A 14361-nucleotide genomic window follows, 5' to 3' on the forward strand; every position below is an offset into this window, starting at 1 on the left:
CCATGACCAACCAGGCCGCCGAAGTCGCGAAGCGCCGCACTTTCGCAATCATTTCCCACCCCGACGCCGGTAAGACCACCATCACCGAGAAGCTGCTGCTGATGGGCAAGGCCATTGCCGTCGCCGGTACCGTGAAGTCGCGCAAGTCCGACCGCCATGCCACCTCCGACTGGATGGAAATGGAGAAGCAGCGCGGCATCTCCATCACCACCTCGGTGATGCAGTTCCCGTATCGCGAGCACATGATCAACCTGCTCGACACCCCCGGCCACGAAGACTTCTCCGAAGACACCTACCGCACCCTGACCGCGGTGGACTCGGCGCTGATGGTGCTCGATGGCGGTAAAGGTGTAGAGCCGCGTACCATCGCCCTGATGGACGTGTGCCGGCTGCGCGACACGCCAATCGTCAGCTTCATCAACAAACTCGACCGTGACATCCGCGACCCGATCGAACTGCTCGACGAGATCGAAGCCGTTCTGAAGATCAAGGCCGCGCCAATCACCTGGCCAATCGGTTGCTACCGTGACTTCAAGGGTGTGTACCACCTCACTGGCGACTACATCATCGTCTACACCCCGGGCCACGGCCACGAGCGCACCGAAGCCAAGATCATCCAGAAACTGGACTCAGACGAAGCCCGCGCACACCTGGGCGACCAGTACGACGCGTTCGTCGAGCAACTGGAACTGGTGCAGGGCGCCTGCCACGAGTTCAACCAGGAAGAGTTCATCAACGGTCAGCTGACCCCGGTGTTCTTCGGTACTGCGCTGGGCAACTTCGGTGTCGACCACGTGCTCGACGCCGTGGTCGACTGGGCGCCGCGTCCGCTTGGCCGTGTGGCCAACGAGCGTACCGTGGAGCCTGTGGAAGAGAAGTTCACCGGCTTCGTGTTCAAGATCCAGGCGAACATGGACCCGAAACACCGCGACCGTATCGCCTTCATGCGCATCTGCTCGGGCAAGTACGAGAAGGGCATGAAAATGCGCCACGTGCGCTTGAACAAAGACCTGCGTATCGGCGATGCGCTGACGTTCTTCTCCTCCGAGCGTGAGCAGCTGGAAGAAGCCTTTGCCGGTGACATCATCGGCCTGCACAACCACGGCACCATCCAGATCGGCGACACCTTCACCGAAGGCGAGGCGCTGGGCTTCACCGGTATTCCGCACTTCGCGCCGGAGCTGTTCCGCCGCGTCCGCCTGAAAGACCCGCTGAAATCCAAGCAACTGCGTCAAGGCCTGCAGCAGCTGGCCGAAGAAGGTGCTACTCAGGTGTTCTTCCCTGAGCGCAGCAACGACATCATCCTGGGGGCGGTCGGCGTGCTGCAGTTCGACGTGGTCGCCAGCCGCCTGAAGGAAGAGTACAAGGTCGAGTGCGCCTACGAGCCTATCACCGTCTGGTCCGCGCGCTGGATCAGCTGCGATGACAAGAAGAAGCTCGAGGAATTCCAGACCAAGGCCATGGAAAACCTGGCCATCGACGGCGGCGGTCACCTGACCTACCTGGCGCCAACCCGGGTCAACCTGGCGCTGATGGAAGAGCGCTGGCCGGACATCAAGTTCCGCGCTACCCGCGAGCACCACTGATCGCGAGAGCTTGCCCTTGACCCCTGTGGGAGCGGGTTTACCCGCGAATGCGTCGGTAGAGTCAACACCGCATTCGCGGGTAAACCCGCTCCCACAAGGACGTCGTAACGACTGAAATCAGTTCCCTGCTTTGATACTGGTCCAGATTCGCGTACGAATACGGTCGATCTTCGCCGGCATCGCCTCCAGCGCATATAGCTTGCCCATCACCTCGTCGCTCGGGTAAATCATCGTATTACCCTTCATCGCCGGGTCCACCAGCCCGTCTGCCTTGAGGTTGCCGTTCGCGTATTGCACATGGTTGCTGATGTTGGCCATCACTTCCGGCTGCAGCAGGTAGTTCATGTAGGCATATCCGGCCTTTTCATCCGGCGCATCGACGGGCATGGCGACCATGTCGAACCACATCGGCGCGCCCTCCTTGGGTATCGAATAGCCCACCTTCACGCCATTGTTCGCCTCGTCGGCGCGGTTCTTCGCCTGCAGCACATCCCCTGAGAACCCCACCACCACGCAGATATCGCCGTTGGCCAGGTCGCCCGTGTACTTGGACGAGTGGAAATAGCTGATGTACGGCCGCACCTTCATCAGCAACTCCTTGGCCTTCTCGTAGTCCTTGGGGGCTTGGCTGTGATGGGGCAAGCCCAGGTAGTGCAGGGCGATCGGCAGCAGTTCGGGGCCATTGTCCAGCACCGCGACCCCACAGCTTTTCAGCTTGCTCATGTACTCGGGCTTGAAGATCAGGTCCCAGGAATCCACGGGCGCGTTGTCGCCGAGTACCGCCTTGACCTTGTCGATGTTGTAGCCAATGCCGGTACTGCCCCACAGGTACGGGAAACCGTACTGGTTGCCCGGGTCGTTCACCTCCAGCGCCTTGAGCAGCACCGGGTTGAGGTTGTGCCAGTTAGGCAGCTGCGACTTGTCCAGGCGCTTCAAGGCCTTGCCCTGGATCTGCCGGGCCATGAAGTGGTTGGAGGGGAACACCACGTCGTAGCCGGAATTGCCGGTCATCAGCTTGCCATCGAGGGTTTCATTGCTGTCGTACACGTCGTAGGTGGGCACGATGCCGCTGGCTTGCTGGAAGTTCTTCAACGTATCGGGGGCCACGTAGCTGGACCAGTTGTAGATCTTCACCGTTTCAGCGGCGCTGGCCACGCTGGCGGCCAGCATCAGAGGGGCGAGGAGGAAGGTGCGCATGTCGGGTTTACCTTGCTTTGTCTGTTGTTATCGAAGGCAGGCGATCAGCGGATCAGAAAACAAGCACGTAGGTCTTGCGCACGGTCTCCTGGATGTCCCAGGTGCCGGTGCTGTTGGCCGGTAGCATCAATGCGTCTCCGGCTTCTATGACCAGGGGCTCGCCACCGTCGGGGGTGAACGTGCAGCGGCCCTTGATGAAATGGCAGAACTCCTGTTGCACGATCTGCCGCCGCCAGCGCCCTGGGGTGCATTCCCAGATGCCGGTTTCGACGCCATCGCTGCGCTCCACGCAGGTGACTGACGTGACTGCCACGGGTTCGCCGAGCGGTACCGCGACCGGGTTGGAGCTGTCGAGCACAGCAAACTCTGTGTTCTTGAACTGGGTGATGCTCATGACCGGTGGATCCTGTACGAGTGATAAGGGAAGTCAGTGCATGAAGCCTTCCATGAAGTCCGCAAGCGATATGGCCAGGCGCCGCCTCCACGGCGCGCTGGCGGGGTTGGCGAGGGTCCGGTCCTCGTGGACGAAGCTCTGGATGATCGCGTTGTAGCCCAGCCAGCGGCAGGGCTCGGGGGGCCAGCTGGCCAGGCTCGATAGCGGGCGGTTGTCGAGCACCCAGGGTTGTGCTGTCAGTTCGTTTTGCTGGTTGAGGATCAGCGCCGCCAGGGTGCGCCCACCCAGGTTGGTAGCCCCCACGCCTTCGCCGCCGTAGCCGCCGGCAAGGGCGATGCCGCGCTGGCGGTCGCAGAGCATGTGTGGGCGGAAGCGTCGCGCCATGCCGAGGTTGCCGCCCCATGTATGAGTGATGCGTACCTGTTTGAGCTGCGGGAACAGTTCGCCGAACAGGTAGCGGCGCAGTTCGATTTCATGTTCGTCGAGGTTGAAGTTTTCGCGCAGGCGCCCACCGAAGCGGTAGCCACCGCGGGCACCGAAGACCAGGCGATTGTCGGCGGTACGCTGGCCATAGGTGACCTGGCGGCTGCTTTCACTGAAGGCTTGGCCCTGGCTCAGGCCAATTTGCTCCCAGGTGGCCTCTGGCAGCGGCTCAGTGGCCACCAGCAGGCTCTGTACCGGCAATTGGTGTTTGCCCAGTGGCGGCAGGCTGGCGGCGTAACCCTCCACGGCAGGCACCATCCACTGGCAGCGAATCTGTGCCAGCGGGGTACGCACCTCGCTCGGCTGCCAGTCGATGGCCGGGGTGTTTTCGTAGATCGGTACGCCCAGCGCCTCCACTGCCCGGGCAAGGCCGCGCACCAGCTTGGCTGGCTGGATGGTCGCCGTGTGCGGGCTATAGATGGCTCCAAACGCATTGCTGACCCGCAGTTGGCTCCCCAACTGCTCGGGGCTCAGCCAGCGGTAGTCGTCCTCGGTCATGCCTTGGCGATACAAGTCGTCGAGGTAGGCGCGCAGGCTGCGTTCCTGCTCCGGGTAGCGCGCCGCGCAATACAGCACGCCGCCTTTGCGGTAGTCACAGTCGATGCCTTCGCTTTGCAGCACGCGATGCACTTCATCAGGGATGCCGTGCAGCAGGTCGATGCTGGCGCGGCGCTGTTGCGGCGAGAGGGTGCCGAGCAGGCGGTCTTCGCCTAGCAGGTTGCCCATCAGCCAGCCCCCATTTCGGCCGGAGGCGCCGAAGCCGGCGATTTGGGCTTCGATCACCGCAATGTTCAGCTGGGGTGCCTGGCGCTTGAGGTAGTACGCGGTCCAAAGGCCGGTATAGCCGGCACCGATGATGCACACGTCAACGTCGAGGTCATTGCGCAGTGCCGGGCGCGCGCACAGCGGCTCGTCGAGCTGGTCCATCCACAGGCTGAGCGTGCGCAGGGGTTGCATCTGGTTCGGCTCCACATCCGTCAAGGTCTGTGGGCGATCGTAGTGGTGTCAGCGGGCAGCTGTCTTACGTGCGTGCACGCAGGGAAATTTGCTTCAGGTAGGCCTTGGGCGTGAGCCCGGTGTGCTCACGGAAGCACTTGTAGAACGCCGACAGCGAGTTGAAGCCGGCACTGAAGGCCAGCTCGTCGATCGTCGCCTCGACGCTGTCATCGCCGAGGCTGGCCATCAGGTGCTGCAGGCGTGCCTGGTTGACGTAGCGGTAGAAGCTTTGCCCCAGCACCTGGTTGAGCAGGTAGGAAATCTGGTTGCGGCTGTAGCCGCTGGCGTCGGCGACCTGTTGCAGGTCGAGCTCCGGGTCGAGGTAGGGGCGTTGACGCTGGAAGTAGTGCTCCAGGTCCTGGGCCATGGTCGACAACTGCCGAGGCGACAGGCCCAGGCGGCTGGTGGCGGGGCGCGGGCCGCTGTTGGCGTGGCCTGTGCCGTTCTGGCGGACCAATGTGGCGTATTCGTTGACCCGCCAGATCAGCCCGTCCCTGACGGTGATCGCCTCGCTGGACTGGAACGCAACCAGGCCGTCACCGCCCTGGACCGTGACCTGATACTGGATGAATGCGGTGCAGCCATCGACGCGGATGCGGTCGCTGTGGACGATGTCCTCGCCGGCTTCATGGGGCAGGCAGGCGCGTACGTAGTCGCGCAGTTCCTGGTGGCCGAGCACGCGGTTCTGAAAGAAGTCGTGGTACTGGATATCGGGGTGGTAGAGCGCCATGACACCGTCGAGGTCGCGGTGCTTCCAGCAGAGGTGGTAGCGCAGCACGATTTCGGCGGTAAGCGGCGTTTGCTCGGGGCCGTCGGGGAGGGTGGTGGCGATCATGGTTGGATAGTGCATTGCAGAACACCCAGGTGCAAGGGCGTGGATCCTGCATATTGCACGGTTTGCTCAGGCGGCGTGAAGGGTAAGCCTTTGATTTTTATGAATGTAGTTTTTTGATACAACTGGCATGGCGGCTGCACCTTTCTTGTCACCATCGAACAAGGAGAAAGGCCATGCGCTCGATACTGCTTTGGATGATTGGGGTGCCGATTCCGGTGATCATTCTGATCTGGTTCTTTATGCATTGAGATTTTGGGGGCCGCGCTTTGCGGCCCTTTTGCTACAACTCTTCGCTACAAAAGGCATGTTCAAGGCAGGCAAGCGCGAACATAGTCGAATCCCCATATTTTGTAGGCTTGGAGAAAACCGCACCCGCAGGTAACGTCGCGGAATGCCCTGAGCAAAGCCCTCAGTTATCTGGCCAGCAACTGGTACTGGGTGAGGGTTTCCACCACTTTGTTGTTCACCACCCGCTTGATGTCGGTCAGTGTGCCGTTGGGGGGGCGAGTGAAGTGAAGGAAGTGGCCGAGGACGTTCTCGATGCGTTGCAGCGGCACTTCGGTGTTGGTGTCTGGCACTTCGCCGAAGTAGAACAACAGATTGTCGAGGGTCTGCAGGATGTAGTGGCCGCCCTCGGTGTACGTGAAAAGCTCGCTATTTTTATAATGTTTTATTAAAAAAAAGTAATTGGCAAGCTGCGTAATTGCTCAGTGCTGCTGCAAAAATTTTTCGACCAAAGCAAAACCAGAAACACTCATCAATATATGATTTTGGTACTCTTCAATTGCTAGATTCCTAACTGGGCTTCCGCGCCGATAAAGAGTGCCCGCCATATTAAATTCAAAATCTTTCAACGCGGAATCAGAAACCACACTGTGCTGTAAAATAGGCCACTCACCCGCCTTCAGTTTATCTACAGCCGTAAATATTACCGTAAAGCTTCCTCTGTGATCTTTGAATACTAAATATCTAGCATCCTCAGGCACCTCCTCGCTACTGCTGATAGACACCACAGCGAAAGCAAATACCTTCTTAAATTTTTGTTCCTTGCTTTCTGCGCCAAGCCAAATTATTTGGCTGATTGCAAATCTACCGTCTTCCATCGGAATAGAAAAATAGTCACCCGCTTGCATACGTTTTACTCTTGTCATAAGCCTAGCGCCTTCATCTTGGTCAAAGCGTCAGATAGTACAACGTCCCCAACTAGGGTTATGTCCGGCCACGTCATAAATTGAAGCATTAGGATTGGAGGAGCTATACGACCTGATGCTATTCAATAAATTTGTAACCTCATTGGTCGACAGCGCACCTCCATTAAGATACATGATTTTTTGCTCTAAGAATTCGGCCTCAGCTTTGGTCAGATTGTTGTCAAAAACCACGTGCTGCTGCAAGTTAGACTTCCCTGGAGTCGCAGCATGCACACCTAAGCGGGCCGTGGCATCATGTCCCAGGAGTGTTCTGGGTTGCAGGGAGGGGAGGGGCTTTGCGCACGAAGTCTGTATTTTTTGAGTTTCAGAGGCGCCTGTCAGAAAAGTCGTAGTTGTTGGACTCATTGCACTCAGCTAAGTAACGCATCATTCCTTATCTACGTTTCGATGAAGGGGACCGAAGCCTGGAGCAGTTCACACTACCCCGGCAGCCTCATCGGCTTTCTCGTCCCCTTCGCGAATCACCTCACAAGATTAGAGAAACTGCTCGGCATAGTGACAAGCCACCTGCCGCGTACTCACCTGCCTCAGCGCCGGCACCTCCTTGGCACACCGCTCGGTCGCATACGGGCAGCGTTTGTGAAACGCGCACCCATCCGGCGGGCTCAGCGGGTTGGGCAGCTCCCCGGCGATGCGAATCTTCGGCTTCAACGGGTCTGGATGAATCGCCGGTGTCGCCGACAGCAACGCCTGGGTATACGGGTGCAGCGGCTTCGCGTAGATGTCCTCCTTCGGCCCCATCTCCGCCGGCCGCCCCAGGTACATCACCAGTACCTGATCCGCCACATGCCGTACCACCGCCAGGTTGTGCGAGATGAACACGTAGGCGGTGTTGAACTCCTTCTGCAGATCCATGAACAAGTTCAGCACCTGTGCCTGAATCGACACGTCCAGCGCCGAGGTTGGCTCGTCCGCCACCAGCACTTTCGGCTGCAGCATCATCGCCCGTGCCAGGGCAATGCGCTGGCGCTGGCCGCCGGAAAACATGTGCGGGTAGCGCTGATAGTGCTCGGGGCGCAGGCCGACCTGCTCCATCATCTTCTGCACCTTGTCGCGGCGCTCGGCCTTGCTCAGAGAAGTGTTGATCAGCAGCGGTTCGGCCAGTTGGTCGCCGATCTTCTGCCGTGGGTTGAGCGAGGCGTAGGGGCTCTGGAACACCATCTGCACATCGCGGCGCAGTTGTTTGCGCTCTGCCTTGCTGGCGCCCTTCACCTCGGTGCCGGCAATTTGCAGCGAGCCGGACGAAGGCTCTTCGATCAGGGTCAGGGCGCGGGCCAGGGTCGACTTGCCACAGCCGGACTCACCGACCACGGCCAGGGTCTTGCCGGCCTCCAGTTCGAACGACACGCCATTGAGCGCGCGCACCAGCGCGTGGCCCTTGAACAGCCCGCGGGACACTTCGTAATGCCGGGTCAGCTCCCGTGCGGTAAGTACGACGGCCATCACGCCACCTCCTGATTCAGCGGGTAGAAGCAACGCACCAGGCTGTGGGCCTGTGGGTCGAGGGGCGGGCGCTGGCGCCGGCAATTGTCCTGTACATAGGGGCAGCGTGGTGACAGCAGGCAGCCGACCGGGCGGTCGTAGCGGCCGGGGACGATGCCAGGCAGTGTGGCCAGGCGTTCGGCGCCAATGCTGTGCTCGGGGATCGCGGCGAGCAGGGCTTCGCTGTAAGGGTGGGCGGGCACATCGAACAGTTCTGGCACCTGGCCGACTTCCACGGCTTGGCCGGCGTACATCACGCACACCCGCCTGGCGGTTTCGGCGACCACGGCGAGGTCGTGGGTGATCAGGATGAGCGCCATGTTGCGCTCCTTCTGCAGGTTGACCAGCAGTTCCATGATCTGAGCCTGGATGGTCACGTCGAGGGCCGTGGTCGGTTCGTCGGCGATCAGCAGCTTGGGCTCGCCGGCAATGGCCATGGCAATCGCCACACGTTGGCTCATGCCGCCTGACAGCTGGTGCGGGTAAGCGTCCAGGCGGCTTTCGGCGGCCGGAATCTCGACCTTCTTCAAGAGCTCCAGAGCACGCTGGCGGGCAGCCTTGCCCTTTAGGCCCAAGTGCTGGCGCAGCACTTCCTCGATCTGGAAGCCCACGGTGTAGCTGGGGTTGAGCGCGGTCATCGGGTCCTGGAAGACCATGGCGATGTCCTTGCCCACCACCTTGCGCCGCTGACGGCCGCTGAGCTTGAGCATATCGGTGCCGTCGAAGGTCAGTGAGTCGGCGGTGATGCGCCCGGGAGCGTCGATCAGGCCCATCAGGGCCATCATGGTGACCGACTTGCCCGAGCCGGACTCGCCGACGATGGCCAGGATCTCGCCAGCGTCGACTTTCAGGTCCAGGCCGTCCACCACCGGTACTGCATTGGCGTCGCCGAAGCGCACGTTCAGGTTGTTGATCTGCAACAGTGACATGGCGTTCTCCTCAGGCGGCGTTCTTGAGTTTCGGGTCCAGCGCGTCGCGCAGGCCGTCGCCCATCAGGTTGATTGCCAGCACACTGAGCAGAATGGTCAGGCCAGGCAGGCTCACTACCCACCAGGCGCGCTCGATGTAGTCTCGGGCCGAAGCCAGCATGGTGCCCCACTCGGGGGTTGGCGGCTGTACGCCGAGGCCAAGGAAACCCAGTGCGGCGGCGTCGAGGATGGCTGAGGAGAAGCTGAGGGTGGCCTGCACGATCAGCGGGGCCATGCAGTTGGGCAGCACGGTGACGAACATCAGCCGTGGCAGGCCGGCACCGGCCAGGCGTGCGGCGGTGACGTAGTCGCGGTTGAGTTCACCCATCACCGCGGCGCGGGTCAGGCGCACATAAGAGGGCAGCGAGACGATGGCGATGGCGATCACGGTGTTGATCAGGCCAGGGCCGAGGATGGCGACGATGGCCACGGCCAGCAACAGCGACGGCAAGGCCAGCATCACGTCCATCAGGCGCATGATCGACGGGCCGAGCAACTGCGGGAAAAAGCCGGCCAGCAGCCCAAGGAGAATGCCCGGGATCAGTGACATCACGACTGAGGACAGGCCGATCAGCAGCGACAGCCGTGCACCCTGAATCAGCCGCGAAAGCAGATCACGGCCCAGTTCGTCGGTGCCCAGGATGAACTGCCAGGTGCCGCCTTCCAGCCACACCGGCGGGGTCAGCAGGAAGTCGCGGTACTGCTCGCTTGGGTCATGCGGGGCGACCCAAGGCGCGAACAGCGCGCAGAACACAACCAGGCACATGAAGGCCAGGCCCATTACCGCGCCCTTGTTGCGCGCGAAGGCTTGCCAGAATTCTTTGTACGGGGAGGGGTAAAGCAGGCTCTGGTCCACCGGGCTGGCCGGCGACACGGATTTTGGAATTGGGCTAGTCATGGCAAAGGCCTCAGCGCTGATGACGGATGCGTGGGTTGGCCAGGCCGTAGAGGATGTCCACGACGAAGTTGACCAGAATCACCAGGCAGGCGATCAACAGGATGCCGTTCTGGACCACGGGGTAGTCACGGGCACCGATGGCTTCGATCAGCCATTTGCCGATGCCCGGCCAGGAAAAGATGGTTTCGGTCAGCACTGCACCGGCCAGCAGCGTGCCGACCTGCAGGCCGAACACGGTCAGCACCGGGATCAGCGCATTGCGCAGGCCGTGCACGAACACCACGCGGGCCGGCGACAGGCCTTTGGCGCGGGCGGTGCGGATGTAGTCCTCACGCAGCACTTCGAGCATCGACGAGCGGGTCATGCGGGCGATCACTGCCAGCGGGATGGTACCGAGCACGATGGCCGGCAGGATCAGGTGCATCACTGCGTCCTTGAACGCGCCCTCTTCATCGCTGAGCAGGGTATCGATGAGCATGAAGCCGGTTTTCGGCTCGATGTCGTAGAGCAGGTTGATGCGCCCGGATACCGGGGTCCAGCCCAGGCTTACCGAGAAGAACATGATCAGGATCAGGCCCCACCAGAAAATCGGCATCGAGTAGCCGGCCAGTGATATGCCCATGACACCGTGGTCGAACAATGAACCGCGCTTGAGTGCGGCGATTACCCCGGCCAGCAGGCCGACGATGCCGGCGAACAGCAGGGCGGCGAAGGCCAGTTCAAGGGTGGCCGGGAACAGGGTGAGGAACTCGCGCCACACGCTTTCGCGGGTGCGCAGCGATTCGCCAAGGTCACCCTGGGCAAGTTTGCCGACGTAGTCCAGGTACTGGACCGGCAGTGGCTTGTTCAGGCCCAGGCGTTCCATGGCCTGGGCATGCATTTCGGGGTCGACCCTGCGCTCGCCCATCATCACTTCCACCGGGTCGCCGGGGATCAGGCGTATGAGCGCGAAGGTCAGCAAGGTGATGCCGAAAAAGGTCGGTATCAGCAGGCCAAGGCGCCGGGCAATAAAACTCAACATTGTCGGGGTTACCTCATCAGGCCGTGGGGCGATCAGCCCGCTACGGCAGTGCCGCCGGTCCCCGTGTGGGGTGCCGGCGGTCGTTGTTGTTCTACTTCACCTTGGTCGTGGCGAAGTTATTGTTGGTCAGAGGGCTGATCACGTAGCCCTCCACGTTGTCACGCATGGCCGTGAACACCTTGGGGTGGGCCATGCTGATCCAGGGTTGGTCGTCATCGTACACTTTCAATGCCTCGCTATAGAGCCTTGCGCGTTCGTCGTTGTCGATCACCTCGCGGGCACGGGTGATCAGCTCCTGGAATTTCGAGTTGCACCAGCGCGCGTAGTTCTCACCGTTCTTGGCCGCCTCGCAACTGAGCAGCGGGCCAAGGAAATTGTCCGGGTCGCCGTTGTCGCCTGCCCAGCCGGTTGACACCAGGTCGGCTTCGCCCTGCTTGGCGCGGCGTAGCATCTCGGCCCATTCCATTACGCGGATATCCAGCTTCAGGCCGATCTGCTTGAGGTCGGCTTGCAGCATTTCGGCCGACAGGCGCGGGTTGGGGTTGGTCATGCCGCCGCCGTTGCGGGTGAACAGGGTGATTACCGTACCCTCGGGTACACCGGCCTGCCTGAGCAGGGCGCGGGCTTTGTCGAGGTCGCGCGATGGGTTCTGGTTGTGGGTGTTGTAGCCGATCATGGTGGGTGGGTAGGGGTTTACCCCCACCAGCGCGTTGCCTTTGCCAAACAGTTGGTCAACATGGGTCTGGCGGTCGAAGGCCATGTTGATGGCTTTACGTACGCGCACGTCGTTGAGGTATTTGTGCTGGGTATTCATGGCGATATAGCCGGTGACCAACGCTTCGGTCTCTGCGACCTTGAGGTTGGCGTCGGCTTTTATCGAAGGCACGTCCTCCGGTTTGGGGTACAACGCCACCTGGCACTCGTTGGCGCGCAGTTTCTGCAGGCGCACGTTGCTATCGGTAGCGATGGCGAATATCAGGGCGTCGGCTGGCGGCTTGCCGCGAAAGTAATCCGGGTTAGGTTTGAAGCGGACCTGCGCATCCTTGTTGTAGCGCTGGAAGATGAACGGGCCGGTGCCGATCGGCTTGCTGTTCAGCTCTGCGGTCTTGCCGGCCTTGAGCAACTGGTCGCCGTATTCGGCGGAGTAGATCGAGGTGAACCCCATCGCCATGTCCCGCAGGAACGGCGCTTCCGGGCGGGTGAGGGTGATCACCACCGTGTGGTCGTCGGTTTTGTCCACCGCCTTGAGCAGCTGCCTGAAGGCCATGCTTTCGAAGTACGGGTAGCCGACGCTGGTCTTGTCGTGCCATGGGTGGGCGGGGTCGAGCTGGCGGCGCAGGCTCCACAGCACATCGTCGGCGTTGAATTCACGGGTAGGGGTGAAGTACTCGGTGCTGTGGAACTTCACCCCGTGGCGCAGGTGAAACGTGTAGGTCAGGCCGTCGGCTGAAATGTCCCAGCGCTCGGCCAGGGCCGGCTGGATATCGGTGGTGCCGGGCTTGAAGTCGACCAGGCGGTTGAACAGGGTTTCGGACGAGGCATCGAAGGTGACCCCAGTGGTGTACTGAACAACGTCGAACCCTTCCGGGCTGGCTTCTGTACACACCACCAGCGGTTTGGCCGCCAGTTGCGTGGCGCCGCCCAGAAGCAGCGCGACCAGGGCTAGGCGCAACGGCCGCGATTTCATGAAAGCTCTGTGCATGTGTTGAAAACTCCCTGCTTGCATTGGTTCCAGCGTAGCCGCCCCGGCCCGCAGCGAAACGGGCCAGGGCGCCGACGGTCAGAGAATGTTGAACGGAATGGTGGTGACCACGCGGAACTCATCCAGGCTGCCATCGCCCTGTGCCTTGCTGGCGCGATGGGTGGTGTAGGTGGCACGGATGCTGGTGTCTTTCAGCGGCCCGCTCTGCAGCGCATAGCTGGTGCCGATACCCCACTCATAGTGGGTTTCGCCATCCAGGCCATTCACGTCGTAGGCAGTGCCACGGTAGTGGGTGCCGTCGATACCCCAGCCGCGGGCGTTGTACAGGTTGAACTTCAGGCCAGGCACGCCATAGGGCGCCATGTTCAGCACGTAGGAAATCTGCAGCGATTTCTCGTTGGGGCCGTTGAAGTCCGACAGCAGCGAGTTGGCCAGGAAGATGCCGTTGGTTTCGTGCAGGTAGTCAAAGTACTCGTTGCCGTTGACCTGCTGCCAGGAGGCGCTGAGGGTGTGGGCCTGATGGGTCAGGCCCAGTGACAGGCTGTAGGTGTCGTTGTCGATCTTGCCCATTTTCTGGCTGCCGGCGTCGACGGTCTTGTAGTAGTTCAGGCCGGTGCTCAGGCTGAGCACTGCGCTGTCGCCGAGCACATGGTTGGCGCCGAAGTAGTACTGGTTCCAGAAGTCGTCGACCTTGGTGGCGTACAGGCTGGTACTCAGGCTCTTGAACGGCTGGTAGTTGATGCCGGCGGTGCTGGCACGGTCGGTTTCCACGCCGGTGGCACTGTACTCGCTGCGGAACTTGCTGAGGCTCTGTTCGGTACGTGGCGAGACGCGGTCGAAAGTACCCAGGTCGATGCTGATGTTGTCGAATTCGGCGCTGTGCAGGAATGCGCCCTGGAAGCTCGAGGGCAGGGCGCGGTTGCCGATGTAGGCGATCATCGGCGTGTCCACCGACTGGCGGCCGAGGGTAAGGGTGGTGTTGGACACACGCGCCTTGATATTGCCCAGGCCCAGTTTGCTCCACTGGCCGATGGGGTCGCCATCGCTGTGGGTGAGGGTGCGGTTGTTGGGGCCGGCAATGGCTTCGCGGCTCTGCTGCAGGGCGATGGCGTTGTAGCCGGCGGCCTCGACGGCGAAGCCCACGGTGCCCTGGGTGAAGCCGGAACTGTAGTTGAGGATGGTGCCCTGTACCCAGTTTTCACGGCTGTGGGTGTCGTGGCGGGTGCCGTCGTTCTTGTAGTACTTCCACAGCGGCGCGCGTGCGGCGCGTTCGCGGGCATACCAGTTGCGGGTGCTGCCGGACAGGCTTTGGCCGTCGATGAAGCCGCTGGCTTGCGCTTGCTCGCTTGTGCTTTTGAGGGTGAGCGGGAGGTAGTCCTGGCTCTGCGGATCTGCCTGGGCCACAGTGGAAAAGGCACTGATGGATAACGCCAGTGCGGTCAAGGTGAATACTTTCAAGGTTAAAGCTCCCTTTCTTTTCTAGTTATGGCCGGCCTTGTGGGCCGGGTGATTGCTGCTGTGTTGCCAGGGTTGCCGCGGGATCACCGGGCAGAATCGGGGTGTTGTGTTGGCCGTACTGGCCTCTTCG

At 61.3% G+C, this 14361-nt stretch carries 12 protein-coding genes and 1 pseudogene; 1 reads left to right on the forward strand and 12 read right to left on the reverse strand.

The genetic code is table 11. From position 1 onward, the window contains the following. The first annotated feature begins 2 nt into the window (after positions 1-2). Positions 3-1586, forward strand: a complete 1584-nt coding sequence (locus AC3B5Q_RS04195) for a peptide chain release factor 3 (RefSeq protein ID WP_021781794.1) — start codon at positions 3-5, stop codon at positions 1584-1586. Positions 1587-1703: 117 nt separating this feature from the next. Here AC3B5Q_RS04195 and AC3B5Q_RS04200 read toward each other — a convergent pair whose 3' ends face one another. The 12 genes and pseudogenes from AC3B5Q_RS04200 to AC3B5Q_RS04255 all read right to left on the reverse strand — a co-directional run bounded on the left by AC3B5Q_RS04200 (position 1704) and on the right by AC3B5Q_RS04255 (position 14231). Then, positions 1704-2783 carry a polyamine ABC transporter substrate-binding protein gene (locus tag AC3B5Q_RS04200; protein WP_279934868.1) on the reverse strand — a complete coding sequence of 360 codons (1080 nt, stop codon included), beginning with the start codon at positions 2781-2783 and terminating at the stop codon, positions 1704-1706. A gap of 52 nt (positions 2784-2835) precedes the next feature. Further along, a complete protein-coding gene (locus AC3B5Q_RS04205) occupies positions 2836-3177 on the reverse strand; it encodes a cupin domain-containing protein (RefSeq protein ID WP_014589771.1) in 342 nt (113 codons plus the stop codon). A 33-nt stretch (positions 3178-3210) separates the two neighbouring features. Then, positions 3211-4617 carry an NAD(P)/FAD-dependent oxidoreductase gene (locus AC3B5Q_RS04210; protein WP_488392842.1) on the reverse strand — a complete coding sequence of 469 codons (1407 nt, stop codon included), beginning with the start codon at positions 4615-4617 and terminating at the stop codon, positions 3211-3213. 64 nt (positions 4618-4681) lie between these two features. Beyond that, positions 4682-5506 carry an AraC family transcriptional regulator gene (locus AC3B5Q_RS04215; protein ID WP_330508952.1) on the reverse strand — a complete coding sequence of 275 codons (825 nt, stop codon included), beginning with the start codon at positions 5504-5506 and terminating at the stop codon, positions 4682-4684. A 413-nt stretch (positions 5507-5919) separates the two neighbouring features. Next, positions 5920-6129, reverse strand: a pseudogene (locus AC3B5Q_RS04220) (hypothetical protein); the annotation flags it as partial. A gap of 69 nt (positions 6130-6198) precedes the next feature. Beyond that, positions 6199-6642, reverse strand: a complete 444-nt coding sequence (locus AC3B5Q_RS04225; protein WP_330508954.1) for an Imm26 family immunity protein — start codon at positions 6640-6642, stop codon at positions 6199-6201. A gap of 534 nt (positions 6643-7176) precedes the next feature. Continuing rightward, complete coding sequence (locus AC3B5Q_RS04230) at positions 7177-8145, reverse strand: peptide ABC transporter ATP-binding protein (RefSeq protein ID WP_275966925.1); 969 nt, start codon at positions 8143-8145, stop codon at positions 7177-7179. Further along, on the reverse strand, positions 8145-9113 hold the full coding sequence (locus tag AC3B5Q_RS04235; RefSeq protein WP_010952089.1) for an ABC transporter ATP-binding protein: 969 nt from the start codon (positions 9111-9113) through the stop codon (positions 8145-8147). Before AC3B5Q_RS04235 ends, AC3B5Q_RS04230 begins: the two co-directional genes overlap by 1 nt. A gap of 10 nt (positions 9114-9123) precedes the next feature. Beyond that, positions 9124-10050, reverse strand: coding sequence for an ABC transporter permease subunit (locus tag AC3B5Q_RS04240; RefSeq protein WP_009685150.1), 927 nt, complete (start codon positions 10048-10050; stop codon positions 9124-9126). Positions 10051-10060: 10 nt separating this feature from the next. After that, the gene (locus AC3B5Q_RS04245) at positions 10061-11071 is read right to left on the reverse strand and encodes an ABC transporter permease subunit (RefSeq protein ID WP_021781800.1); all 1011 of its coding nucleotides are present in this window, start codon (positions 11069-11071) and stop codon (positions 10061-10063) included. A gap of 91 nt (positions 11072-11162) precedes the next feature. Further along, positions 11163-12773 carry an ABC transporter substrate-binding protein gene (locus tag AC3B5Q_RS04250; protein WP_275966926.1) on the reverse strand — a complete coding sequence of 537 codons (1611 nt, stop codon included), beginning with the start codon at positions 12771-12773 and terminating at the stop codon, positions 11163-11165. 78 nt (positions 12774-12851) lie between these two features. Next, positions 12852-14231 carry an OprD family porin gene (locus tag AC3B5Q_RS04255; protein ID WP_488392843.1) on the reverse strand — a complete coding sequence of 460 codons (1380 nt, stop codon included), beginning with the start codon at positions 14229-14231 and terminating at the stop codon, positions 12852-12854. Positions 14232-14361 lie beyond the last annotated feature (130 nt).

The organism is Pseudomonas sp. D5(2026), from assembly GCF_057766845.1.